Annotated in this window: 17 protein-coding genes and 1 pseudogene; 11 read left to right on the top strand and 7 right to left on the bottom strand. The window is 70.7% G+C overall.

Annotated features, from left to right (window positions below; all coding sequences use genetic code 11):
* Positions 1-106 precede the first annotated feature (106 nt).
* Entirely contained in the window at positions 107-478 is a 372-nt protein-coding gene (locus BMW85_RS42540; protein ID WP_091093057.1) for a hypothetical protein, read from the top strand.
* Between the two features lie 392 nt (positions 479-870).
* Here BMW85_RS42540 and BMW85_RS42535 read toward each other — a convergent pair whose 3' ends face one another.
* Positions 871-1,992 (bottom strand): bifunctional NAD(P)H-dependent oxidoreductase/GNAT family N-acetyltransferase, encoded by a 1,122-nt coding sequence (locus BMW85_RS42535; protein WP_091093056.1) that lies wholly within the window; start codon positions 1,990-1,992, stop codon positions 871-873.
* A 30-nt stretch (positions 1,993-2,022) separates the two neighbouring features.
* On the opposite strand from BMW85_RS42535, the gene BMW85_RS42530 reads away from it, so the two are divergent.
* Together BMW85_RS42530 and BMW85_RS52695 are read left to right on the top strand one after the other, a co-directional pair.
* Complete coding sequence (locus BMW85_RS42530) at positions 2,023-2,487, top strand: MarR family winged helix-turn-helix transcriptional regulator (protein WP_091093054.1); 465 nt, start codon at positions 2,023-2,025, stop codon at positions 2,485-2,487.
* Between the two features lie 12 nt (positions 2,488-2,499).
* A pseudogene (locus BMW85_RS52695) lies at positions 2,500-2,599 on the top strand (Clp protease N-terminal domain-containing protein); the annotation flags it as partial.
* A 107-nt stretch (positions 2,600-2,706) separates the two neighbouring features.
* Here BMW85_RS52695 and BMW85_RS42520 read toward each other — a convergent pair.
* Positions 2,707-3,390, bottom strand: coding sequence for a TetR/AcrR family transcriptional regulator (locus BMW85_RS42520; protein WP_091093051.1), 684 nt, complete (start codon positions 3,388-3,390; stop codon positions 2,707-2,709).
* Between the two features lie 83 nt (positions 3,391-3,473).
* Here BMW85_RS42520 and BMW85_RS42515 point away from each other — a divergent pair, with 83 nt between their 5' ends.
* The 3 genes from BMW85_RS42515 to BMW85_RS42505 all read left to right on the top strand — a co-directional run bounded on the left by BMW85_RS42515 (position 3,474) and on the right by BMW85_RS42505 (position 6,666).
* The gene (locus tag BMW85_RS42515; protein WP_091093049.1) at positions 3,474-4,457 is read left to right on the top strand and encodes a zinc-binding dehydrogenase; all 984 of its coding nucleotides are present in this window, start codon (positions 3,474-3,476) and stop codon (positions 4,455-4,457) included.
* A 61-nt stretch (positions 4,458-4,518) separates the two neighbouring features.
* A complete protein-coding gene (locus tag BMW85_RS42510) occupies positions 4,519-6,030 on the top strand; it encodes an MFS transporter (RefSeq protein WP_245775393.1) in 1,512 nt (503 codons plus the stop codon).
* A 15-nt stretch (positions 6,031-6,045) separates the two neighbouring features.
* Positions 6,046-6,666, top strand: a complete 621-nt coding sequence (locus tag BMW85_RS42505; protein ID WP_091093045.1) for a DsbA family oxidoreductase — start codon at positions 6,046-6,048, stop codon at positions 6,664-6,666.
* A 130-nt stretch (positions 6,667-6,796) separates the two neighbouring features.
* On the opposite strand, the gene BMW85_RS42500 is transcribed toward BMW85_RS42505, so the two are convergent.
* Both BMW85_RS42500 and BMW85_RS42495 read right to left on the bottom strand, forming a co-directional pair.
* Positions 6,797-7,168 (bottom strand): hypothetical protein, encoded by a 372-nt coding sequence (locus BMW85_RS42500; protein ID WP_091093043.1) that lies wholly within the window; start codon positions 7,166-7,168, stop codon positions 6,797-6,799.
* Between the two features lie 8 nt (positions 7,169-7,176).
* Entirely contained in the window at positions 7,177-7,902 is a 726-nt protein-coding gene (locus BMW85_RS42495) for an SDR family oxidoreductase (RefSeq protein WP_091093042.1), read from the bottom strand.
* A gap of 84 nt (positions 7,903-7,986) precedes the next feature.
* Between BMW85_RS42495 and BMW85_RS42490 the strand changes: the two genes are divergently transcribed.
* Positions 7,987-8,667: a helix-turn-helix domain-containing protein gene (locus tag BMW85_RS42490; RefSeq protein ID WP_091093040.1), complete on the top strand. Its 681-nt coding sequence runs from the start codon at positions 7,987-7,989 to the stop codon at positions 8,665-8,667.
* Between the two features lie 257 nt (positions 8,668-8,924).
* Here the strand turns inward: BMW85_RS42490 and BMW85_RS42480 are convergent, their stop codons facing one another.
* A complete protein-coding gene (locus BMW85_RS42480) occupies positions 8,925-9,701 on the bottom strand; it encodes a TetR/AcrR family transcriptional regulator (protein WP_177241162.1) in 777 nt (258 codons plus the stop codon).
* A gap of 83 nt (positions 9,702-9,784) precedes the next feature.
* Between BMW85_RS42480 and BMW85_RS42475 the strand changes: the two genes are divergently transcribed.
* The 4 genes from BMW85_RS42475 to BMW85_RS42460 are packed head-to-tail and all read left to right on the top strand — an operon-like array spanning position 9,785 to position 13,265.
* Positions 9,785-11,278: an MDR family MFS transporter gene (locus BMW85_RS42475; protein ID WP_245775392.1), complete on the top strand. Its 1,494-nt coding sequence runs from the start codon at positions 9,785-9,787 to the stop codon at positions 11,276-11,278.
* A 10-nt stretch (positions 11,279-11,288) separates the two neighbouring features.
* The gene (locus BMW85_RS42470) at positions 11,289-11,921 is read left to right on the top strand and encodes a DsbA family oxidoreductase (protein ID WP_177241161.1); all 633 of its coding nucleotides are present in this window, start codon (positions 11,289-11,291) and stop codon (positions 11,919-11,921) included.
* Complete coding sequence (locus BMW85_RS42465) at positions 11,911-12,498, top strand: NADPH-dependent FMN reductase (RefSeq protein ID WP_091093032.1); 588 nt, start codon at positions 11,911-11,913, stop codon at positions 12,496-12,498. Before BMW85_RS42470 ends, BMW85_RS42465 begins: the two co-directional genes overlap by 11 nt.
* Before the next feature lie 17 nt (positions 12,499-12,515).
* Positions 12,516-13,265 carry an SDR family oxidoreductase gene (locus BMW85_RS42460; RefSeq protein WP_091093138.1) on the top strand — a complete coding sequence of 250 codons (750 nt, stop codon included), beginning with the start codon at positions 12,516-12,518 and terminating at the stop codon, positions 13,263-13,265.
* A 290-nt stretch (positions 13,266-13,555) separates the two neighbouring features.
* Here BMW85_RS42460 and BMW85_RS42455 read toward each other — a convergent pair whose 3' ends face one another.
* Positions 13,556-14,455 (bottom strand): zinc-binding dehydrogenase, encoded by a 900-nt coding sequence (locus BMW85_RS42455; RefSeq protein ID WP_091093030.1) that lies wholly within the window; start codon positions 14,453-14,455, stop codon positions 13,556-13,558.
* Between the two features lie 67 nt (positions 14,456-14,522).
* Positions 14,523-17,558 carry an AfsR/SARP family transcriptional regulator gene (locus BMW85_RS42450; protein ID WP_245775391.1) on the bottom strand — a complete coding sequence of 1,012 codons (3,036 nt, stop codon included), beginning with the start codon at positions 17,556-17,558 and terminating at the stop codon, positions 14,523-14,525.
* Positions 17,559-17,569: the final 11 nt, after the last annotated feature.

Raw genomic sequence — 17,569 nt, 5'->3', positions numbered from 1 at the left:
TCACTCAACTCAAGTTGCCCTTTGACCGGACTACGGGGTGCCGTCCGGCTCGGGCCGCCAGGCATGCGTACCAGTTCGGCCAGGTCTGATCAGGTAGCTTCACGCCATGGTTGGTGTTGCGACGCTGCGCGAGTTCCTCCGGTCGGAGCTGCCCGAGGCTCGGCCGGTTCTGGCTGCATGGGAAGCGAGGGAGATCGCGGACGCCGCCGATCACGACCGTGAGCCGTTCCTCGACAACGTGTACGGGTTGATGTCCGAGGTTTTCTGGTGGGAGGTGTTCGAGCCTGCCGTCTCCAAAGCGGACGTCCCGGTGCTCGAACGCTGCTATGCAGTCACGGAAGCGCTCCTCACGTGTGACGATCCGTCGAACATGATCCGAGAATGTGTGATCATCCGAGTCCTCAAGTACCTGGACGCGCAGTCTCCTGGGTACGCCTTCGCAGGCCCGGAGACCAGACGGTTTCTCGAATCACCGTGAGCGGCCATGCTCGCCGAGCATCATCAGCAGACCGGGTGACGGTCGAGATGCGCAGGATCCTTGAGAGCAAGCCGGGGCACACGTGGCTGATCATCCTCGACGGACAGGGGGCCAAGCGCCGCCCAACCATCACGCGGTGCCGCTCGGCAAGGCGTCCATCTGGCTGCTTCCTCTGGTCGAACGGCCACGTGACGAGGTCGAATCCGAGGCTCGGCCCCACTGACCCCGACCTTGTCGGACCGATGCGATTCGTCATCAGCACCGGCTCGGCCGCGGGCCGTGGCTGGAGGTGTCACCGAGCACCACCGTGACCCGCCCCCATCGAGGTGATCAGCAACCACCTCGCCAGGCTCCACGATCACGAACTCTCGACACCACGACCGACGCCTCGATCATCCCTGCACGTCTGCTTGTACGTGGCCCTGCGCTTGAGCCCGTACGCCGGCAGCGCCGTCGGCGAGCACGGGCTTGACGAGAGTGGCCGTCGCGCCGTCGGACGACTCGGTGCGGTACCCCTGGGAGTGGTAGAGGCTGATGTTGCGCTGGCTCCGGGCTCCGGTGGACAGCACGATGCGGCGGCAGCCGACGTCGCGTGCGGCTTCGGCCTCGTGCAGCAGCCGGCGTCCGACGCCCTGGCCGCGCAGGTCGGGGACGACGGCGAGGCGGCCCACGTGCCAGTCGTCGTCGATGCGACGAGTGCGTACCATGCCGAGGAGGCGGCCGTCCCTCCACAGGCCGGTGGCCTGCCAGGTGGCCAGCCATGCGCGCACCTGCTGGAGCGACTCCTGAAGGGCGGGGATGGCCAGGGTGTCGTTGGCCAGGGCCTCCTCGACCCAGCAGCAGCGCTGGAGCACCAGCACGTCGGCGGCGTCGTCGGGGGTCAGTGCTCTCGTGTAGGTGCCGGGCAGTGGCGTTGTCCGTGATGCCGGGTGGGATCGCTCGCGCATGGGCCGCAGGGCGTGGGCGAGGCGGACGAGTTCGTCGAGGACTCCGATGGCGACTTGCTCACGGCCGGTGTCGGGGCGCAGCCGTCCGTCGGCGATCGTGTCCGCGATGCGCAGGGCGAGCGTGGCGCCCAGTGGCACCAGCCGCAGTGTGGTCACGACCTGCCTGGCGTGCTGGACCGATCGGGTGCCCGCCGAGGTGTTGCCGTAGCTGACGAACCCCATCGGCTTCCACGCCCATTCGTGGCCGAGGTAGTCGAGGGCGTTCTTGAAGGCGGCGGGCATGCCGTAGTTGTACTCGGGGGTGACGGCGATGAAGCCGTCCGCGGCCTCGACCGTCGCGCTCCATCGCTGGGTGTGCTGGTGCCGGTAGCGGCCGGAGGCGGGTACGTCCTCCTCGTCGAGGAAGGGCAGGGCGAGGTCGGCGAGGGAGACCGGCAGGAGTTCCGCGCCCAGTTCGTCGGCCCTTGGGGTGATGGTGTCGGTGAGCCATTGGCCGATGGCCGGGCCGAGGGCGCCGGGGCGGGTGCTGCAGATGAGAATCACGATCCGCAGAGGTTTCGTTGACATGTAAACGAACGTAGCTGGTATCTTGTTTACATGTCAACGAAGCGAGTTCATGAGGCGGTGCGCTGGCTCGACGCCGACGAGGAACGCGCCTGGCGCGCCCTGCGCCGCATGATGATCGCGATCCAGACCCGCACCGCCCACGACCTGGCCGCGCTCGGCCTGTCCGAGCCGGACTACGAGGTGCTCAGCACCCTCTCCGAACGGCCAGGCCGCACCAGCACGCTGGGCGAGCAGGCCACCAAGATGGGCTGGTCGCGCAGCCGCCTGTCCCGCCACGCCACCCGCATGGAGGCCCGCGGCCTGCTGCGCCGCGAACCCGACCCGGACGACGGCCGGGGCTGCTATCTCGTCCTCACCGAGCACGGCTTGGAGACGCTGGAGGACGCCGCCCCTGCCCACCTGGAATCGGTCCGCCGCCACGTCATCGACCGGCTCTCACCCGCCGACCTGTCCGCCCTGGAGGACATCGCCCGCAAACTCGACGAACCCGCATGAGCATTCGACCGCATCGGCACTGAGCACCTCCTGCTCGGGCTCGTCCGGCATGGTGCGAGTGCGGCGGCTCAGGTGCTGGTCGAGCTCGAAGCCGACCTCGACCATGTCAGGTGTGCCGCAGACAAACTGGTCCCTGGTCCAGGACAGCCTGACGCCGAACTGTGGGGCCTCTCCCGCCACGGCGCAGGCCATGCCTTTGTGTCCACCGACCCTCTTGATCTATGACCGTTCTGGCGGCCTCGTCGAGTCTGTGGGGGTGTGCTCCCAGCGTTCAGCGAGGAGGGCGGGGGAGGGCGCGGTCCCGGGCAGTTGGGGGTGGCGGGGGCGCAGGCCGTCGAGAGCGATGGCGATCGTACGCTTTCGGGCGTTGTGGGCTGCCTCGATCAGGTCGGCGCGGCCCTGCCGGTCGAGCTGTTCGATCAGGGGGGACTTGCCGAGTTGTTCGATCAGTAGCGAGATGTCCATGGCCGTGGCGTCCGATCGGAGCACTCCAGCAGCATGCGCGCGGTCCACCAGGTCTCGCATCAGCTCCTCGGACCTGGTGAACTTGGCGGCCATCTCGTCGGTGACGGCGATCGTGCCGGCCAGCGGCCCGAGGGAGCCGCCGCTGAACTCCACGCAGGCGCCGATGTAGTGGGCGAGCCCTTCCCAGGGGTCGTCATGCTGCAGGCCGCGTTCGGCGGCCGAGATCCACTGGTCGAGGGACAGCGCGCACAGGTGCTGGAACAGCTCGTCCTTGGAACGGTAGCGGCGATAGAGGCTGGCGATGCCGACTCCGGCGCGTGCGGCGATCGTCGCCACCGACGCGTGCGCTCCGTCCACGGCCAGGACCTTCTTGGCGGCCTCCAGAAGGGCGTGGTCGTTGCGTTCGGCTTCTGCGTGCCGGGGAGCTTTGCGTGCCATGCGCTCACTGTAGTCGCCTTGCGAAGCGATTCACTCCGTTATAGCTTTCCCAAACGAAGCGAATCTGTCCGTTTGGAGGAGCCATGCGAGCTGTGGTGATGGAAGAGTTCGGCGGCCCGGAGGTCTTGCGGATCCGGCAGGTCGAAGATCCCGTGCCAGGGCCGGGGCAGGTGCTCGTCGCGGTGGCGTACGCGAGCATCACGTTCGTCGAGACGCAGGTGCGCTCGGGCAACGGGCCGTTCGGCAGGCCCGCGCTACCCCGCATACCCGGCAATGGCGTGGGCGGTCGCATCGTCGCCGCCGGACCGGACGTGGACCCGGCCCTGGTGGGGACGGTCGTGGTCACCACCACCGGCGGCGAGGGCGGTTACGCCGAGCTGGCGCTGGCACGGGCGCGGGATGCGGTTCCGGTTCCCGAGGGTCTGGAGCTGAAGGACGCGGTCGCGTTGCTGGCCGACGGGCGTACGGCGCTGCTGCTGTCCCGGCAGGCGGAGATCAAGCCGTCGGAGCGGGTTCTCGTGGAGGCCGCGGGAGGAGGTGTCGGCAGCCTGCTGGTGCAACTCGCCGCCGCCGCGGATGCCCACGTGATCGGCGCCGCCCGAGGCGCCGGCAAGGCCGAGCTGGTCACCTCGCTGGGCGCGGCCTCCTACGTCGACTACTCCCGGCCTGACTGGCTGGATCGGGTGATGAAGGCGACCGGCGGCGTCGGACTCGATCTCGTCTTCGACGGGGTCGGCGGACGGATCGGCACCGAGGCGATCGGGGCGCTACGTGAAGGCGGACGCGTGAGCATCTACGGAATGGCCAGCGGCGCCGACGCCGAGCTCGACGAAGGCCGGCTCCGGGCACGCTCCATCGGCGTCATCGGCCTCACCGCCGCGCCGACCCCGGCCCAGACCCGCGCGCTCATCGCCGACGCGCTGAACCTCGCGGCCGCCGGGAGATTGCGGCCGGTCATCGGCCAGACCTTCCCGCTCGAGTCGGCAGCCGCCGCGCATCGAGCGATCGAGTCGCGGACCACCACCGGCAAGACCTTGCTCATCCCCGCCGGCGACACGCGTGGCTGAGCTCGGAACCCACATGTCTCCCGAACCCTCTCCCAGAGCCGGAGTCCGGGAGTGGATCGCCTTGGCGGTCCTGGGCATCCCCGCCGTGTTGGTCATGATGAACATGTCGGTGCTCTATCTGGCGCTGCCGAGCCTGAGCGCCGAACTGGAACCCGACGGTCCCCAGCTGCTATGGATCACCGACATCTACGGTTTCATGGTCGCCGGATCGCTGGTCACGATGGGTACGCTCGGCGACCGTCTCGGGCACCGCCGGATCCTGCTGGGCGGCGCCGTCGCCTTCACCTGCGCATCCGTCATCGCCGCCTACGCCCCCGGCGCCGGCCCGCTCATCGCGGCACGGGCCGTCCAGGGAGTGGCCGCCGCCGCGCTGGCGCCGGCCTCGCTGGCGATGATCCGCGCCCTGTTCCTCGATGTCCGGCAGCGCACCCTGGCCATCACGATCTGGATGATGGCGTTCATGGGCGGCGGTGCGCTCGGCCCGCTGGTCGGCGGTGTGCTGCTGCAGTACTTCTGGTGGGGCGCGGTGTTCCTGCTCGCCCTTCCGGCCATGGCCCTGCTGCTGGCCACCGGCCCTTTCCTGATCCCTGAATCTCGCGCTTCGGCTTCCGGGCGGCTGGACGCGGTCAGTGTGGTCCTGTCGCTGCTGACTCCTCTGACGATCGTATTCGGCATCAAGGATCTCGCCGTCCGCGGCTTCGCCCTGCCGTCCGCCGGTGTCCTGGTCGCGGGCCTGATGATCGGCGCGGTCTTCGTACGCCGCCAGCGACGGCTGGCCGACCCGCTCTTGGACCTGGGATTGTTCGGCATCCCCGCCTTCGCCGTATCCGTCACGGGCATGGTGCTGGTCGGGATCGTGCTGTTCGGGACCAGCCTGCTGACCTCGCAATACCTGCAGCTGGTGCTCGGCTTGTCTCCGTTGGAGGCCGGCCTGTGGCAGTTGCCCAGCGCGGTCGCCGGTACCGTCGTGGCCCTGCTGGTCTCCAGTCTCACCGGCCGGATCCGCCCAGCCGTCCTCATGAGTGCCGGCGCCGCGTTCGCCGTCATCGGTCCCATCCTGCTCACCCAGGTGGACACAGACCCCGTCATCCTGGTGTCCGGCTCCTTCCTTCTCTTCGCCGGGCTGACCCCGTTCCTGTCGCTGGGAACCAACCTGGTCGTCGGCGCGGCACCCCCCGAACGCGCGGGGGCCGCCTCAGCGATCTCCGAGACCGGCGCCGAACTCGGCGGAGCGCTCGGCATCGCCGTGCTCGGCAGCATCGCCACCGGCGTCTACGGCAGCTACATGATCGGCCATGCGCCTCCCGGTGTCCCTTCCCAGGTCGCCGAACCCGCCCGGGAGACGTTGCCCGCCGCACTCCAGGCAGCCCGGCGACTCCCCGAAAGCCTCGGCATCCCTTTGGCCCAGACCGCCAGGGACGCGTTCGCCCACAGCCTTCATGTGCACGCGCTCATCACGATTCCCCTGCTCATCGTGCTCGCCCTGCTGCCCCTGATCCTGTGGCGCACGACCCCGCCACAATCACCGAGCCGGCCCGAACAGGCCACGACGCCCACCCCAGCCTTCGACTGAAAGGACCGAGCGCTCATGCAAGTCGAGGTCTACTTCGACGTCCTGTGCCCCTGGTGCTACATCGGCAAGAGACGACTGGCCGCCGCCCTGAAGGCCCGAAGCGATGCGATCGTCGTCTGGCGCAGTTTCGAACTGGATCCGGACGGCAGCCGGATTCCCAGCCTGACGGCGGCGCAGGTGATCGCCACGTACCAGAACGACCCAGCCCGAGCGAGCGCCCGAGTAGCCCATATCCAAGCGCTCGGCGCAGCCGAGGGACTCGAACTCAACCTGCACCGGGCCCGGCCGGTCAACTCTTTCGACGCACACCGCCTGATCCACCTGGCCGCCACCTGCGGCCTGGCCGACGCCGTCCTGGAACGTCTCCTTCGCGGTTACCACACCGAAGGCCGCGACATCGCCGATCCGGACGTTCTCCAAGCGCTCGGCGTCGAGGCCGGACTTGATCTCGCCCACATAGGTGAACTTTTGACCGGCGACGCGTTCACCGGTGAAGTCCGAGCCGATGAACGCCGCGCCGCCCAGAGGGGAATCCGAGGCGTGCCGGCACTCGTCATCGACGGAGCCCCGCCAGTGTCGGCCGTTCAGGAACCTGCCGCTCTGGCAAGCCTCCTGGAACGCGCAGCACGCTTCTGAGCTGGGATGAGAATGGCCACCCCGGACGCGGAACCGGCCGGCGCGCCGATCAGGTCCGAGAGCCGCCGTAGCGGCGGAGCAGCCGCCGGCTATCTCAGCTCTGGACGACATCGAGCCCGGCGACCCGCAGCTACAACTGGCGACGGATCGCGTCGATCGTCGTCTCCGGCGAGGTGTTGAAACAGAACCGGATCCCCGGCGCCGCGGCGGCCAGCACGTTGATCAGCCGTTCGAAGAGCAGGGTGTGCTCGGGAATCGTCCGCACGCCGGCCCCGATCATCGCCACGCCGAAGGAGGGCCAGGACTCCAGACAGTCGCGCAGAGTCTTCTCCGCTGCCTCAGGGTCGGCTTCGACGAGACAGGACGTCACTTCGAGCCCCGCCTCACGCAGGGCCGCGTCGCCCTGCGCGATCCGCGCCGTGAGGGCCTGCTCGTCGAGACCAGGAAGCGCGGTGTAGTCGATCGCGCTCGGGTGCAGACCGATGGAGACAATTGTGGTCATGTCTTCTCCTACCAGGGGATCGGGCCGTCGCCGCCGAAGAAGCCGCCGGTCGGCCCGTCCGGCTCCAGGGTAGCCAGCCCGACGACCACCTCCGCTGCTTCGGCCACCGTATGGATGCCCGTGTGATGGTTCATGTCGGTGGCCGAGTTGCCCGGGCCCGCGGCGTTGATCTTGAACGTCGGCAGCGCCCGGGCGTACTGGGACACGATCATGTTGAGCGCGGTCTTGGACGAGGCATAGTCCAGGGCCAGGAAACCGTGCTCAGGGCGGGCAGGGTCGGCGGCGTTGGCCAGGGAGGCCAGAGCGCTGGAGACCATGACGACGCGAGGGTGCTCCGACCGGCGGAGCAGCGGCAGGAACGTGTGGGTCACCCGTACCGGACCGAACACGTTGGCCTCGTACAAAGGCCGCAGCATGCCGGCGTGCATGTCGGCCGGATCCATGAGCGGGCCGCCGACACCCGCGTTGTTGACCAGGACGTCCAGGTGGTCCGTCTGCTCGGCCACCTTCTTCACGGCGGTCGCGGCGGAATCGTCGGAGGTGACGTCCAACTCGACGAACGCGACATCGAGACCCTGGCCCGCCAGCGAGTCCGCGGCCTGCCGGCCCCGTTCCCGATCCCGGGCGGTCAGGAACACGCGCCAGCCACGGCTCGACAACTGGCGTACCGTCTCCAGGCCCAGCCCCTTGTTCGCCCCGGTCACCAGGGCCACCGTTCTCAGGTCTGCAGTCATGGCCTCAATCATCGGGACGGGGCCCACGGCCTGCCAGGACCGGTGTGGCCTGGGACTGGCCATACCACCCGTGCGAGCCGGACGGTGCGGCATGATCGAGATACGAACCGCGCCGAACTCGCCGAAGTGCTCCGTACGGCTCGATCGCGCCTGCGTCCGCAGGACATCGGGCTGCCGGCGGGGTCTCGCCGCCAGGTCAGGGGGCTGCGCAGGGAGGAGGTGGCCATGCTCGCGGGCCTGAGTGTCGACTACGTCGTACGCCTGGAGCAGGGCCGCGGTCCCCGGCCGTCGAGTCAGGTCGTCGCCGCGCTGGCCCAGGCGCTGAGGCTCGACGACGACGACCGCGACCTGGTGTTCCGGCTGGCCGGGTACGAGCCGCCGCACAACGGGCGCATCCAGATGGTCGTACGGCGGAGCGTTCTGCGACTGCTGGACCGCATGTCGGACCTGCCCGTACTGGTGCTGTCGGCCAAGGGCGACGTACTGGCCTGGAACCCGCTGGCGGCGGCGCTGCAGGGCGACATGTCCGCCTGGCCCCGCCATCGGCGCAACCTCATCTGGCAGCGCTTTCTCGGCAGCAGCCGCTGCCAGGTCGCCTTGAACGCGGGCGAGGACGATGCCGCGGCCCGCGCCTCGGTCGGCACCCTGCGCGCCGCTCAGGCCCGCTATCCTCGCGACCCGGACCTCGTCCGGATGATCGAAGAACTCCGTCGTGGGAGCAGCCGGGCTCCTCCGAAGCGGCGGCACTTGATCTCTTGCGGGTGACGGGGTTACAGCGGTTCTGACCCGTACTCGCACCATCGCAGGCACGGCGGCATGCGCCGGCCGACGAAACCACGCGCGGTCGCCAAGGCCACCATCCACCGGCTGCTGTCCCGCCGCGACATCCCGCTGCGCGAGAAGACCCTGTGGCGGATGCTGCAGGAGACCGCGGCCCGGGCCGCGGAGATCCTGGCGGGACAGCGGCACCGCCCACCTGCTGCCCCGCCTGCTTCGTTGAGACCGGACAGTCGTCGCCTTGCTCATCCTCCGCAGGAGCGTTGCTGACTTCCTGCTGAACGAGGACAGAGCGATGGGATGAGCACGGCGATGGCGTCGAGGATGCGGTCGAGTCCCTGGCGGAAGCGTTCCTCGGGGGCGAGGTGGGCGGTGCGGGAGTCGAGAACCGAGCGGTTGAACAGGGGGAAGGCGTTGGATGCGACGACCTGGCGGACGTACGGCCCCATGTAGTCCCGCTTCCAGCGTTCGGGGTCCAGGCCGGTGCGGCGGGCCTCCTCCAGCCAGCCGATCTCGCGGCGGATCGCGCTGTGTAGGTAGTCGTTCAGCATGCCGACGAAGCCGGTGATGTCGTCGATGTCGAGCCCGGTCCCGTTGAAGGCGCTGAGTGCGAACTCGTGCACGCGCAGCAGGTTGGGGCCCAGCGTGGGCCGGCTGGTGAGCAGCGCGATCAGCCAGGGATGGCGTAGGCCGGCGGCCCGGGTCCGCCGGGCCAGCAGCGTCAGGTCGCCGCGCCAGTCACCGGACGGGCCGTCGGGGAGCTCGATCTCGCTCATCGCCAGGTCGATCATGAGGTCGAACAGGTCGTCGCGCCGGGGTACGTAGCGGTAGAGCGACATGGCGCCGGTGCCCAGCTCGCCCGCGATCCGCCGCATGGTGGCGGCCTCAGCTCCTTCGGCGTCGGCGATCCGGACGGCCGTCCGGGTGATCTGCTCACGGCTGTAGCCGGGGCGCCGTCCCGGGCCGGAGCGCTCGTGCCCCTCCGGCCGCATCCAGATGCTGGTCGCGTCCGCGTCGGCCATGCGTATCTCCCTTCCATTTGCGTACATGGTACCTGAATAGCTATGGTCCATTTCACGTACGAAGTACGCGAAATGGAGGAAGCGTGGATCGATCTCTTCGCATGGGCGTGATCGGCGTGATGCTGGGCATGATCACAGCGCCCTTGGACGGCATGATGCTCGGGCCCGCATTGCCGGCGATCGTGAAAGACCTCGGCGGCCTGGAGTACTTCTCCTGGGTGGCGACGGCCTACCTGATCTGCATGGCCGCCTCGACGCCGATCTGGGGGAAACTCGGCGACCTGTACGGCCGCAAGGCGGTCTACATGGCCGCGATCGCGGTGTTCCTGCTGGGGTCCGGGCTGTCGGGAACCGCGCAGGACATGATCCAGCTCGTCGGCTTCCGGATGGTGCAGGGACTGGGCGCGGGCGGGCTGATGACCGGTGCTCTGGCGCTGATCAGCGAGCTGGTGCCGCCCCGGCACAGCGGCAGGCTGATGGGGCTGTTCGGGGTGATGATGCCGATCGCGTTCATCGCCGGGCCGTTGCTCGGTGGCCTGTTCGCCGACGTGGGCTGGCGGTGGGCGTTCTTCGTCAACCTGCCGATCGGCGCGGTCGCCCTGCTGCTCATCGGTGCCGCCGTGCGGCTGGAGCGGCGCCGGATCAGGGCCCGGATCGACTGTCTCGGGGCGCTGCTGCTGACAGTGGTCCTGGTCGCGCTGAGCCTGGTCGCCAGCTGGGGCGGCACCCGGTACGCCTGGAGTTCGCCTGCGATCCTGGCCCTGGTCCTGATCGGGCTTGCGGCGCTGGGCGTCCTGCTGGTCGTGGAGAGGCGCGCGAGCGAGCCGATCGTCCCGCTGCGGCTGTTCGCCGACCGCAACTTCACCCTCGCCCAGGTCATCCGCTTCCTCGGCGGCGTCGGCATGGTGGTGGCCGCCACCTTCCTGCCCCAGTACATGCAACTCGTCCACGGCGCCTCACCGATCGCCAGTGGCCTGCTGATCCTGCCCGCGATGCTCGGCATGGTCGCCGTACTGATCGGCACCGGACGGCTGATCAGCCGCAACGGCCGCTACCGGATCTACCCGATCCTCGGCGGCGCCACCGTGACGGCCGGCATGCTCGCGCTGCTCCTCCTGCGCCCCGGCGTCAACCTGGCGCTCGCCTCCGCCCTGACGCTGATCGGCGGCCTCGGGGTGGGCCTGCTCATGCAGTCCACCACGATCATCACCGTCAACAGCGCCGAACCCCGCGACATGGGGGCGGCCAGCGGCTCGGTCACCCTCTGGCACACCATGGGCGCCTCGCTGGGAGTGGCCGCCCTGGGCGCCCTGTACACCACCCGGATGCAGGACACCCTCATCGACCGCCTCGGCGCGGAGAGCGCCACCCGGATCGCCTTGACGCCCGAAGCGCAAATCCGGCTCACGCCCGCCGCACGGGAGGCGGTTCGCTCCGCCGTCTCCGACGGCATCCACGTCATGGCCCTCGGCGCCGCCGCGCTGGGCGCCCTCGCCTTCGTGCTGGCCTGGTTCATCCGCGAGGTCCCCCTGCGTGATGGCGCCCCGGCGGCCGAGCCGGCCACCGCGGCCGCGTGAGGGGGCACCCATGCCACAGAGTGTGAAAGTCCAGCTCGTCATGGACGTCATCTGCGCGCATTCCTACCTCGGCTACACCCGCTTCGCCCGTGCCGCCGACCTGCTCAGGGCCGAGGGCGTGCAGGTGACGGTGACGTTCCTGCCCTTCGAGCTCGCCCCAGGCGCCCCGGCCGGCGGGCAGCCGCTCCTGGTGGTCCTGGAACAGACCTTCGGCCCGCAAGCGGCCGCCGGCGCGCTCGCCTTCGCCGAACGCGCCGCCCGCGAAGGCATCCGGTTCGAGTACGGCAAGGCGATCGCCACCGGCACCTTCGACGCCCACCGCCTCATCGCCGACGCTGGGCACCAGGACAGAGCCGAGCCCATGGCAGAGCGCCTCTTTCGCGCCCACTTCACCGACGGGCTGCACATCGGCGACCCCGCCACGCTCGCCCGACTGGCCGCCGAGGTCGGTGTCACCCCCGGCCACGTGCCTTCCCGGGAAGTGCGCGCCCGGCTCGACCGCGTGCGCCGCCTCGGCATCACCGGCGTGCCGGTCTTCCTCATCGAGAACCTGCCCCCGCTCACCGGATCCCAGACCGAGACAACACTCCTGGCAGCCCTGCGACAGGCCGCCGGCACGAAGGGAGAACACCGTGACCACTGACCCGCTGAGGCTGGCCGTCGTTATCGGCAGCGTCCGCGACGGCCGCTTCGGCCCGACCGTGGCCGGCTGGTTCGCCAGCCAGGCCGCAGCCCGCCCGGACCTCGACATCGATGTGATCGACCTGGCCGAGGTGCCGATCGGCGGGGTCGCCCCGTCGATGCCCGCGCCCGCGCCGGTGCTGGAGGCCCTGGGCGAATTGACCCCGCGGCTGGCGGCCGCCGACGCGTTCGTGGTGGTGACCCCCGAGTACAACCACAGCTACCCGGCCGGCCTGAAGAACGTCATCGACTGGCACAACCAGCAGTTCCACGCCAAGCCAGTGGCGTTCGTCTCCTACGGCGGCATCTCCGGAGGCCTGCGCGCGGTGGAGCACCTGCGTGCCGTCTTCGCCGAACTGCACGCCGTCACCACCCGCGACACCGTCAGCTTCCACGGCGCCTGGGAGTGCTTCGACGGCAACGGACAGCCGAAGGACCCGGTCGGCCCGGCCGCGGCCGCCAAGGCCCTGCTGGACCAGGTGACCTGGTGGGCGCGCATCCTGCGCGACGCCAAGGCCACCACCCCCTACACCGCATGAAGCAGAAAGGCATGATCATGACGACATTGACCGGCAAGACGGCGCTGGTGACCGGCGCGAGCCGGGGCATCGGCCGCGCGATCGCCACCCGGCTGGCCCGCGAAGGCGCCCGCGTCGCCGTGCACTACGGCGGCAGCCACGCCGCCGCCAAGGACACCGTCGCCGCCATCGAAGCGTCCGGCGGGCGGGCCTTCGCCGTCCAGGCCGAGCTGGGCGCGCCCGGCGACGCCGAAGCCCTGTGGACCGCCTTCGACGCGCACGCCGACGGGCTGGACGTCCTGGTCAACAACGCGGGCATCCTCGGCGGCCAGAGCGAGATCGACGGCGTCACCCGGCAGGGCCTTGAGCGCCTGCTCGCGGTCAACACCACCGCACCGTTCCTCATCACCCAGCAAGCCCTGCCACGACTGCGCGACGGCGGGCGGATCATCACCGTGGGCACCATGCTGACCCGCGGGGCGGCCATGCCCAGGGCGATCGACTACGCCATGTCCAAGGCCCCGCTCGACGTCATGACCGTCGCCCTGGCCAAGCAGCTCGGGCCGCGCGGCATCACGGTCAACCTCGTGGCCCCCGGCGTCATCGACACCGACATGCACCAAGGACGCCTGGTCGGCGAAGCCCTGGCCTGGCTGTCGTCACAGACGCCCCTCGGCCGGCTCGGCACGCCGCAGGACGTGGCCGACACCGTCGCCTTCCTGGCCTCCGACGACAGCCGCTACGTCACCGGACACCGGCTCGACGTCTCAGGCGGGACGACCATGTAGACCCACGCCACCGAGCGGCCCCACGCTCGTCTGCTCGCTCCGACTCGGCGAGCAGACGAGCGCCTGTCGCGCTGACCTTCGAGAAAACCGGAATCTGAACGCCGGAGCATTGATCACCGTGGCCGGTGCGGATGGTTCGTCCCACGCTCGAGCAGCCTCCGATCGCTCCTCCATCACGACACTCGGCCTCGGAAGCACACTGTCGAAATCCCCCGTTCAAGCGCGATTTGGCGGCGGGCACCATCGCCGGCACCGGCGCCGGCGCGCGTCGCCCGGCACGGCTCCGTCGGTCATACGTCGAGGACCGCTTTTCCGGCGACGCGGCGAGCGAGCAGCGCGTCGGCGGCCTCCATCGCCCTATTCCACGGCCCGCGCCAGCCGATCTGCGCATCCAGCTCGCCGGCAGCCAGTAGCCCGATCAGGTGAGCAAGGTCGGCGCCGAACGGCGTGGTCACGTTGAAGTTCTCGATCCGCCCCCGCGCCGATCGCGTGCCCGCGAGCTCGAAGTCGATGACCGTGGCCTCGCGGGCCGCCCGTCCGATGGCCATCACCACGCCGTCGTCCTCAAGCCGATAGAACGCCTGCGCGAGCTGGTGCCCGCCCACGTTGTCCAGCACGCCATACAGGCGGCCCTCCAGGTTCTCCGGACCGATGACGATCTCCGTGGCGCCCAGTTCGCGCAGGCCCTGCGCGCGGGCGGGACTGCCGGCGGAGGCCACGACACGCGCTCCAGCACGGGCGGCGAGCTGTACGGCGAAGCGGCCGACGCCGCCGGACGCCCCGGTGACCAGGGCCCGGCGGCCCGCCACCGGGCCGAGCCGGCGGAGGGCCTGCAGCGCCGTGACTCCGGCGACCGGTAGGGCGCTGGCCGGCCCCAGGTCGACGGCGGCAGGAACGACGGCCAGCTCGGCGGTGTCCACGGCGCGCATCTCCGCCCAGGCCCCCGACCAGCCGAACGTGACCACACGGGTGCCGGCGGCAGGGCCCGAACCGTCGGCGGCGGCCTGGACGACCACCCCGGCAGCATCCCATCCCGGGACGTGCCCGGCCCGGACGTTCGCGCTTGTGTAGGCGATCTCGCCGAAGTTGAGCGAAAATGCCGCAACCTGGACCAGCGCCTCGGAGGGCGTGGGCACCGGGTCGGGCACGACATGCAAGGAGAGGCCCGGGTTGAAGGTCAGGGCTCGCATCGCGTTACTCCTCCGTCAGTGGTTGACGGCATGACCCTGACGGAACGCGCGCACGAGCGGCTGGGGGTCAGCGCACGGACGCCTTCCCGCCCAGCGCCTTGCGGACGGCGGCGGCGATCCGGTCGACGTCGCCGCGTTCCGCGGCCGGCAGGGGTGCGCCGACCGACGCCCTGAGCGCGGCGGCTTCCTCCAGCAGGGCCGCCGCCTCCTCGTAGGCGCCCTCGGCCGCCGCGACCCCGGCCAGCCCCTCCTGGGCCAGGGCGATGGCGCGAGGATCGCCGGCTTCGCGGGCCGTGGCGAGCCCTTCCAGGTGCAGCGATCTGGCCGTGGCAGGGTCGCCGCGCTGTTCGGCGATGAAGCCGAGCTCGGCCAGCAGTAGCGTCATGCCGTAGAAGGGCACGCCGTAGTCGGCTTCCAGGCGGCGGTTCCAGGCCAGCGACTGTTGGAAGAGCCGCTCGGCGGTGTCGAGGTCGCCGGCGCGGCGGGCCACGAGGCCGAGGCCGACCCGGGCGAACTCCTCGGCGAAGTTGTCGGACTGCTCGGCTGCCCGGCGCATCCCCCGCTCATGCAGCTCCCGTGATACGTCCAGGTGCCCGGTCAGCAGGGCGAGCCGCCCGAGGCTGGAAAGCCGGTAGGACGCGTCGGTCCACAGCCTCAGGTCCTCGGCGATGCGCAGGCCCTCGCGGTGCAGGCGGGCGGCCCGCTCATAGTCGCCGGTGATCTCGGCGAGGTAGCCGAGCATGTCGGATGCCTGCAGTAGCCCCCAGCCGTCGCCGAGGTCACCGAAGATCGTCAGACTCTGGGTGCCGGACCGTTCGGCGAGGGCGTGGTCACCCTGGAACATCGCTTGCTTGGCGCGGCCCGCCAGCGCCGCTGCCTCGCCCCAGCGGTCGCCGGCGGCGCGGAATCCGGCCAGTGCCTCCGTCAGCAGGCCCTCGGCCGTGGCGGCGTCCCCGAAGCTCAGATGCGCGAGTGCCAGGAACCAGCGTGACCGTGCGTCGCGGGCGTCCAGCGTCTGCGCTGCGGCACGGCTACGCAGCAGCAAGTCGGTGCCGTCGCCGGTCAGCATCGCGAACCCGGTCTCCCACGCCGCCGTCCTGGAGCACTCCGCGCCGGGCAGCGCCAAGGCCGCGGCGATGGAGGCGCGGGCCTCGCGGTGTCTGCCGCGCAGATACCAGTACCACGCCAGGGCGTCGGCCAGGCGCAGCGCCAGCGTGGGGTCGGTGATGTGCTCGAGCGTGGCCCGCAGGTTGGGAGCCTCGATGTCCAAGCGCTCCAGCCATTCGCGCTGGGCGTGACCGTGGAGGTGAGGTCTGGCCCGTTCGGCCAGCTCGGTGTAGTAGAGGTCGCGGCGCTGGAAGACGGGGTCGCCGTCGGCGAGCCGTTCCAGACAGTAAGCGGCGATCGACTCCAGCAGCCGATAACGGATCCCGCCGGAGGACTCGACCATCGACCTGGCCACCAGCTGATCCAGCACATCGGCGACGTCCGCCGCAGGGTCCAGTCCGGAGCCCGCGCACACCACCTCGGCCGCCTCCAGCGTGCAGCCTCCTGGGTGAACGGCCAGCCGGAGCAGGATCAGCCGCTGTTGCTCGGTGAGCTGCTCCCAGCTCCAGTCGATCATCGCGCGCAGGGTCTGCTGGCGGGCGGGCCGTCCCCGGCCCGACACGGTGAGCAGGTGGAAGCGGTCGTCCAGCCGGTCGGCAACACCGCGCACCCCCAGCGCGCGTACCCGGGCGGCGGCCAGTTCCAGCGCGAGTGGCAGGCCGTCCAGCCTCCTGCAGATCGCCGCCACTGAGGGCGCGCTGACCTCGTCCAGCACGAACCCGGGCGCACCGGCCGCGGCACGGGCCACGAACAGCTGCACGGAGGCGGCCTGCGCCGGATCCGCTCCGGGCACCGGAAGCCCGAGCGGAGGCACCACGTACAGCGTCTCCCCAGCGAGCGCCAGCGGCTCCTGGCTCGTGGTCAGCACGCGCAGGTCCGGGGCGGCCCGCAGGAGCAGGTCCACCAGCTCGGCGACCGGTTCGACCACGTGCTCGCAGTTGTCCAGGACGAGCAGCAGCCGCCGGCCGCGCAAGGCGTCGGCGAGCCGGCGCGCAAGGCCGGCCGGGCGCACACCGGGACGCGAACCGGTCGCCGTGTCGTCACGGACGTCCAGCTCGGCGGCCACCACCTCGGCCACGGTCGCCCTCTCGCCCGAGGTGCCCGAGGTGCCCGACAGCTCGACCAACCACACCCCGTCGGGAAAGGCGTCGATGGCGAGGCCGGCGACCGCCAGGGCGAGCCTGGTCTTGCCGACGCCGCCCGGACCGGTCAGCGTGACCAGACGCGCCGAGCCGAGCAGCGCGCCGACCTCGGCCACGGCCTGCTCGCGGCCGATCAGTCCGGTCAGAGGGACGGGGAGGTTCGTACGCGGGCGCGCCGGCGCGAGCGACGGATCCTGGCGCAGCATCGCCTGGTGGAGGGCGGCCAGCTCGGGTCCGGGGTCCAGGCCCAGCTCGTCGGCCAGCCGGTGCCGCAGCTCGTCGTACCCGGCCAGCGCCTCAGCCTGCCGTCCCGACCGGTAGAGCGCGTGCAGGTGCGCGGCGCGCAGGCGTTCGCGCAGCGGGTGCGCGGCCACCAGCTCGCCCAGCTCGTCGGTCACCAGGCTGTGCTCGCCCAGCTCCAGCCGTACCTCCGCCCACTCCTCCATCGCGGTCAGGCGCTGCTCCTCCAGCCGGGTGGCGGCGGCACGGGCGAACTCCTCATCGCCGAAGTCGGCGTACGCGGGACCCCGCCACAGGGCCAGCGCATCCCCCAGCAGCCCCGCCTTCGCCCGCGGGTCGGTGGCGGCGCGGGCCCGCTCGAGCAGCGCGACGAAACGGGCGGCATCCACATCGGCGGCGCGCAGGACATAGCCCCGCGCATGGAAGACCACCAGCTCGCGACCTCCCGGCTCCCCCTGCTCCAGGGCGCGGCGCAGCTGGGACACCTTGGTCTGCAGCGTGTTGACGGGGTTGCCCGGTGGGTCGTCCCCCCACAGGTCTTCGGCCAGGCGGTCGGCAGACACCGGACGTCCCTCGTGGACCAGCAGGTCGGCGAGCAGTGCTCGGACCTTCACCTCGGGGACTC

This window comes from Nonomuraea wenchangensis (assembly GCF_900111685.1).
Lineage (GTDB): Bacteria > Actinomycetota > Actinomycetes > Streptosporangiales > Streptosporangiaceae > Nonomuraea > Nonomuraea wenchangensis.
The sequence above is the reverse complement of the archived record's forward strand: the minus strand, read 5'-3'. Positions and strand labels throughout refer to the sequence as shown.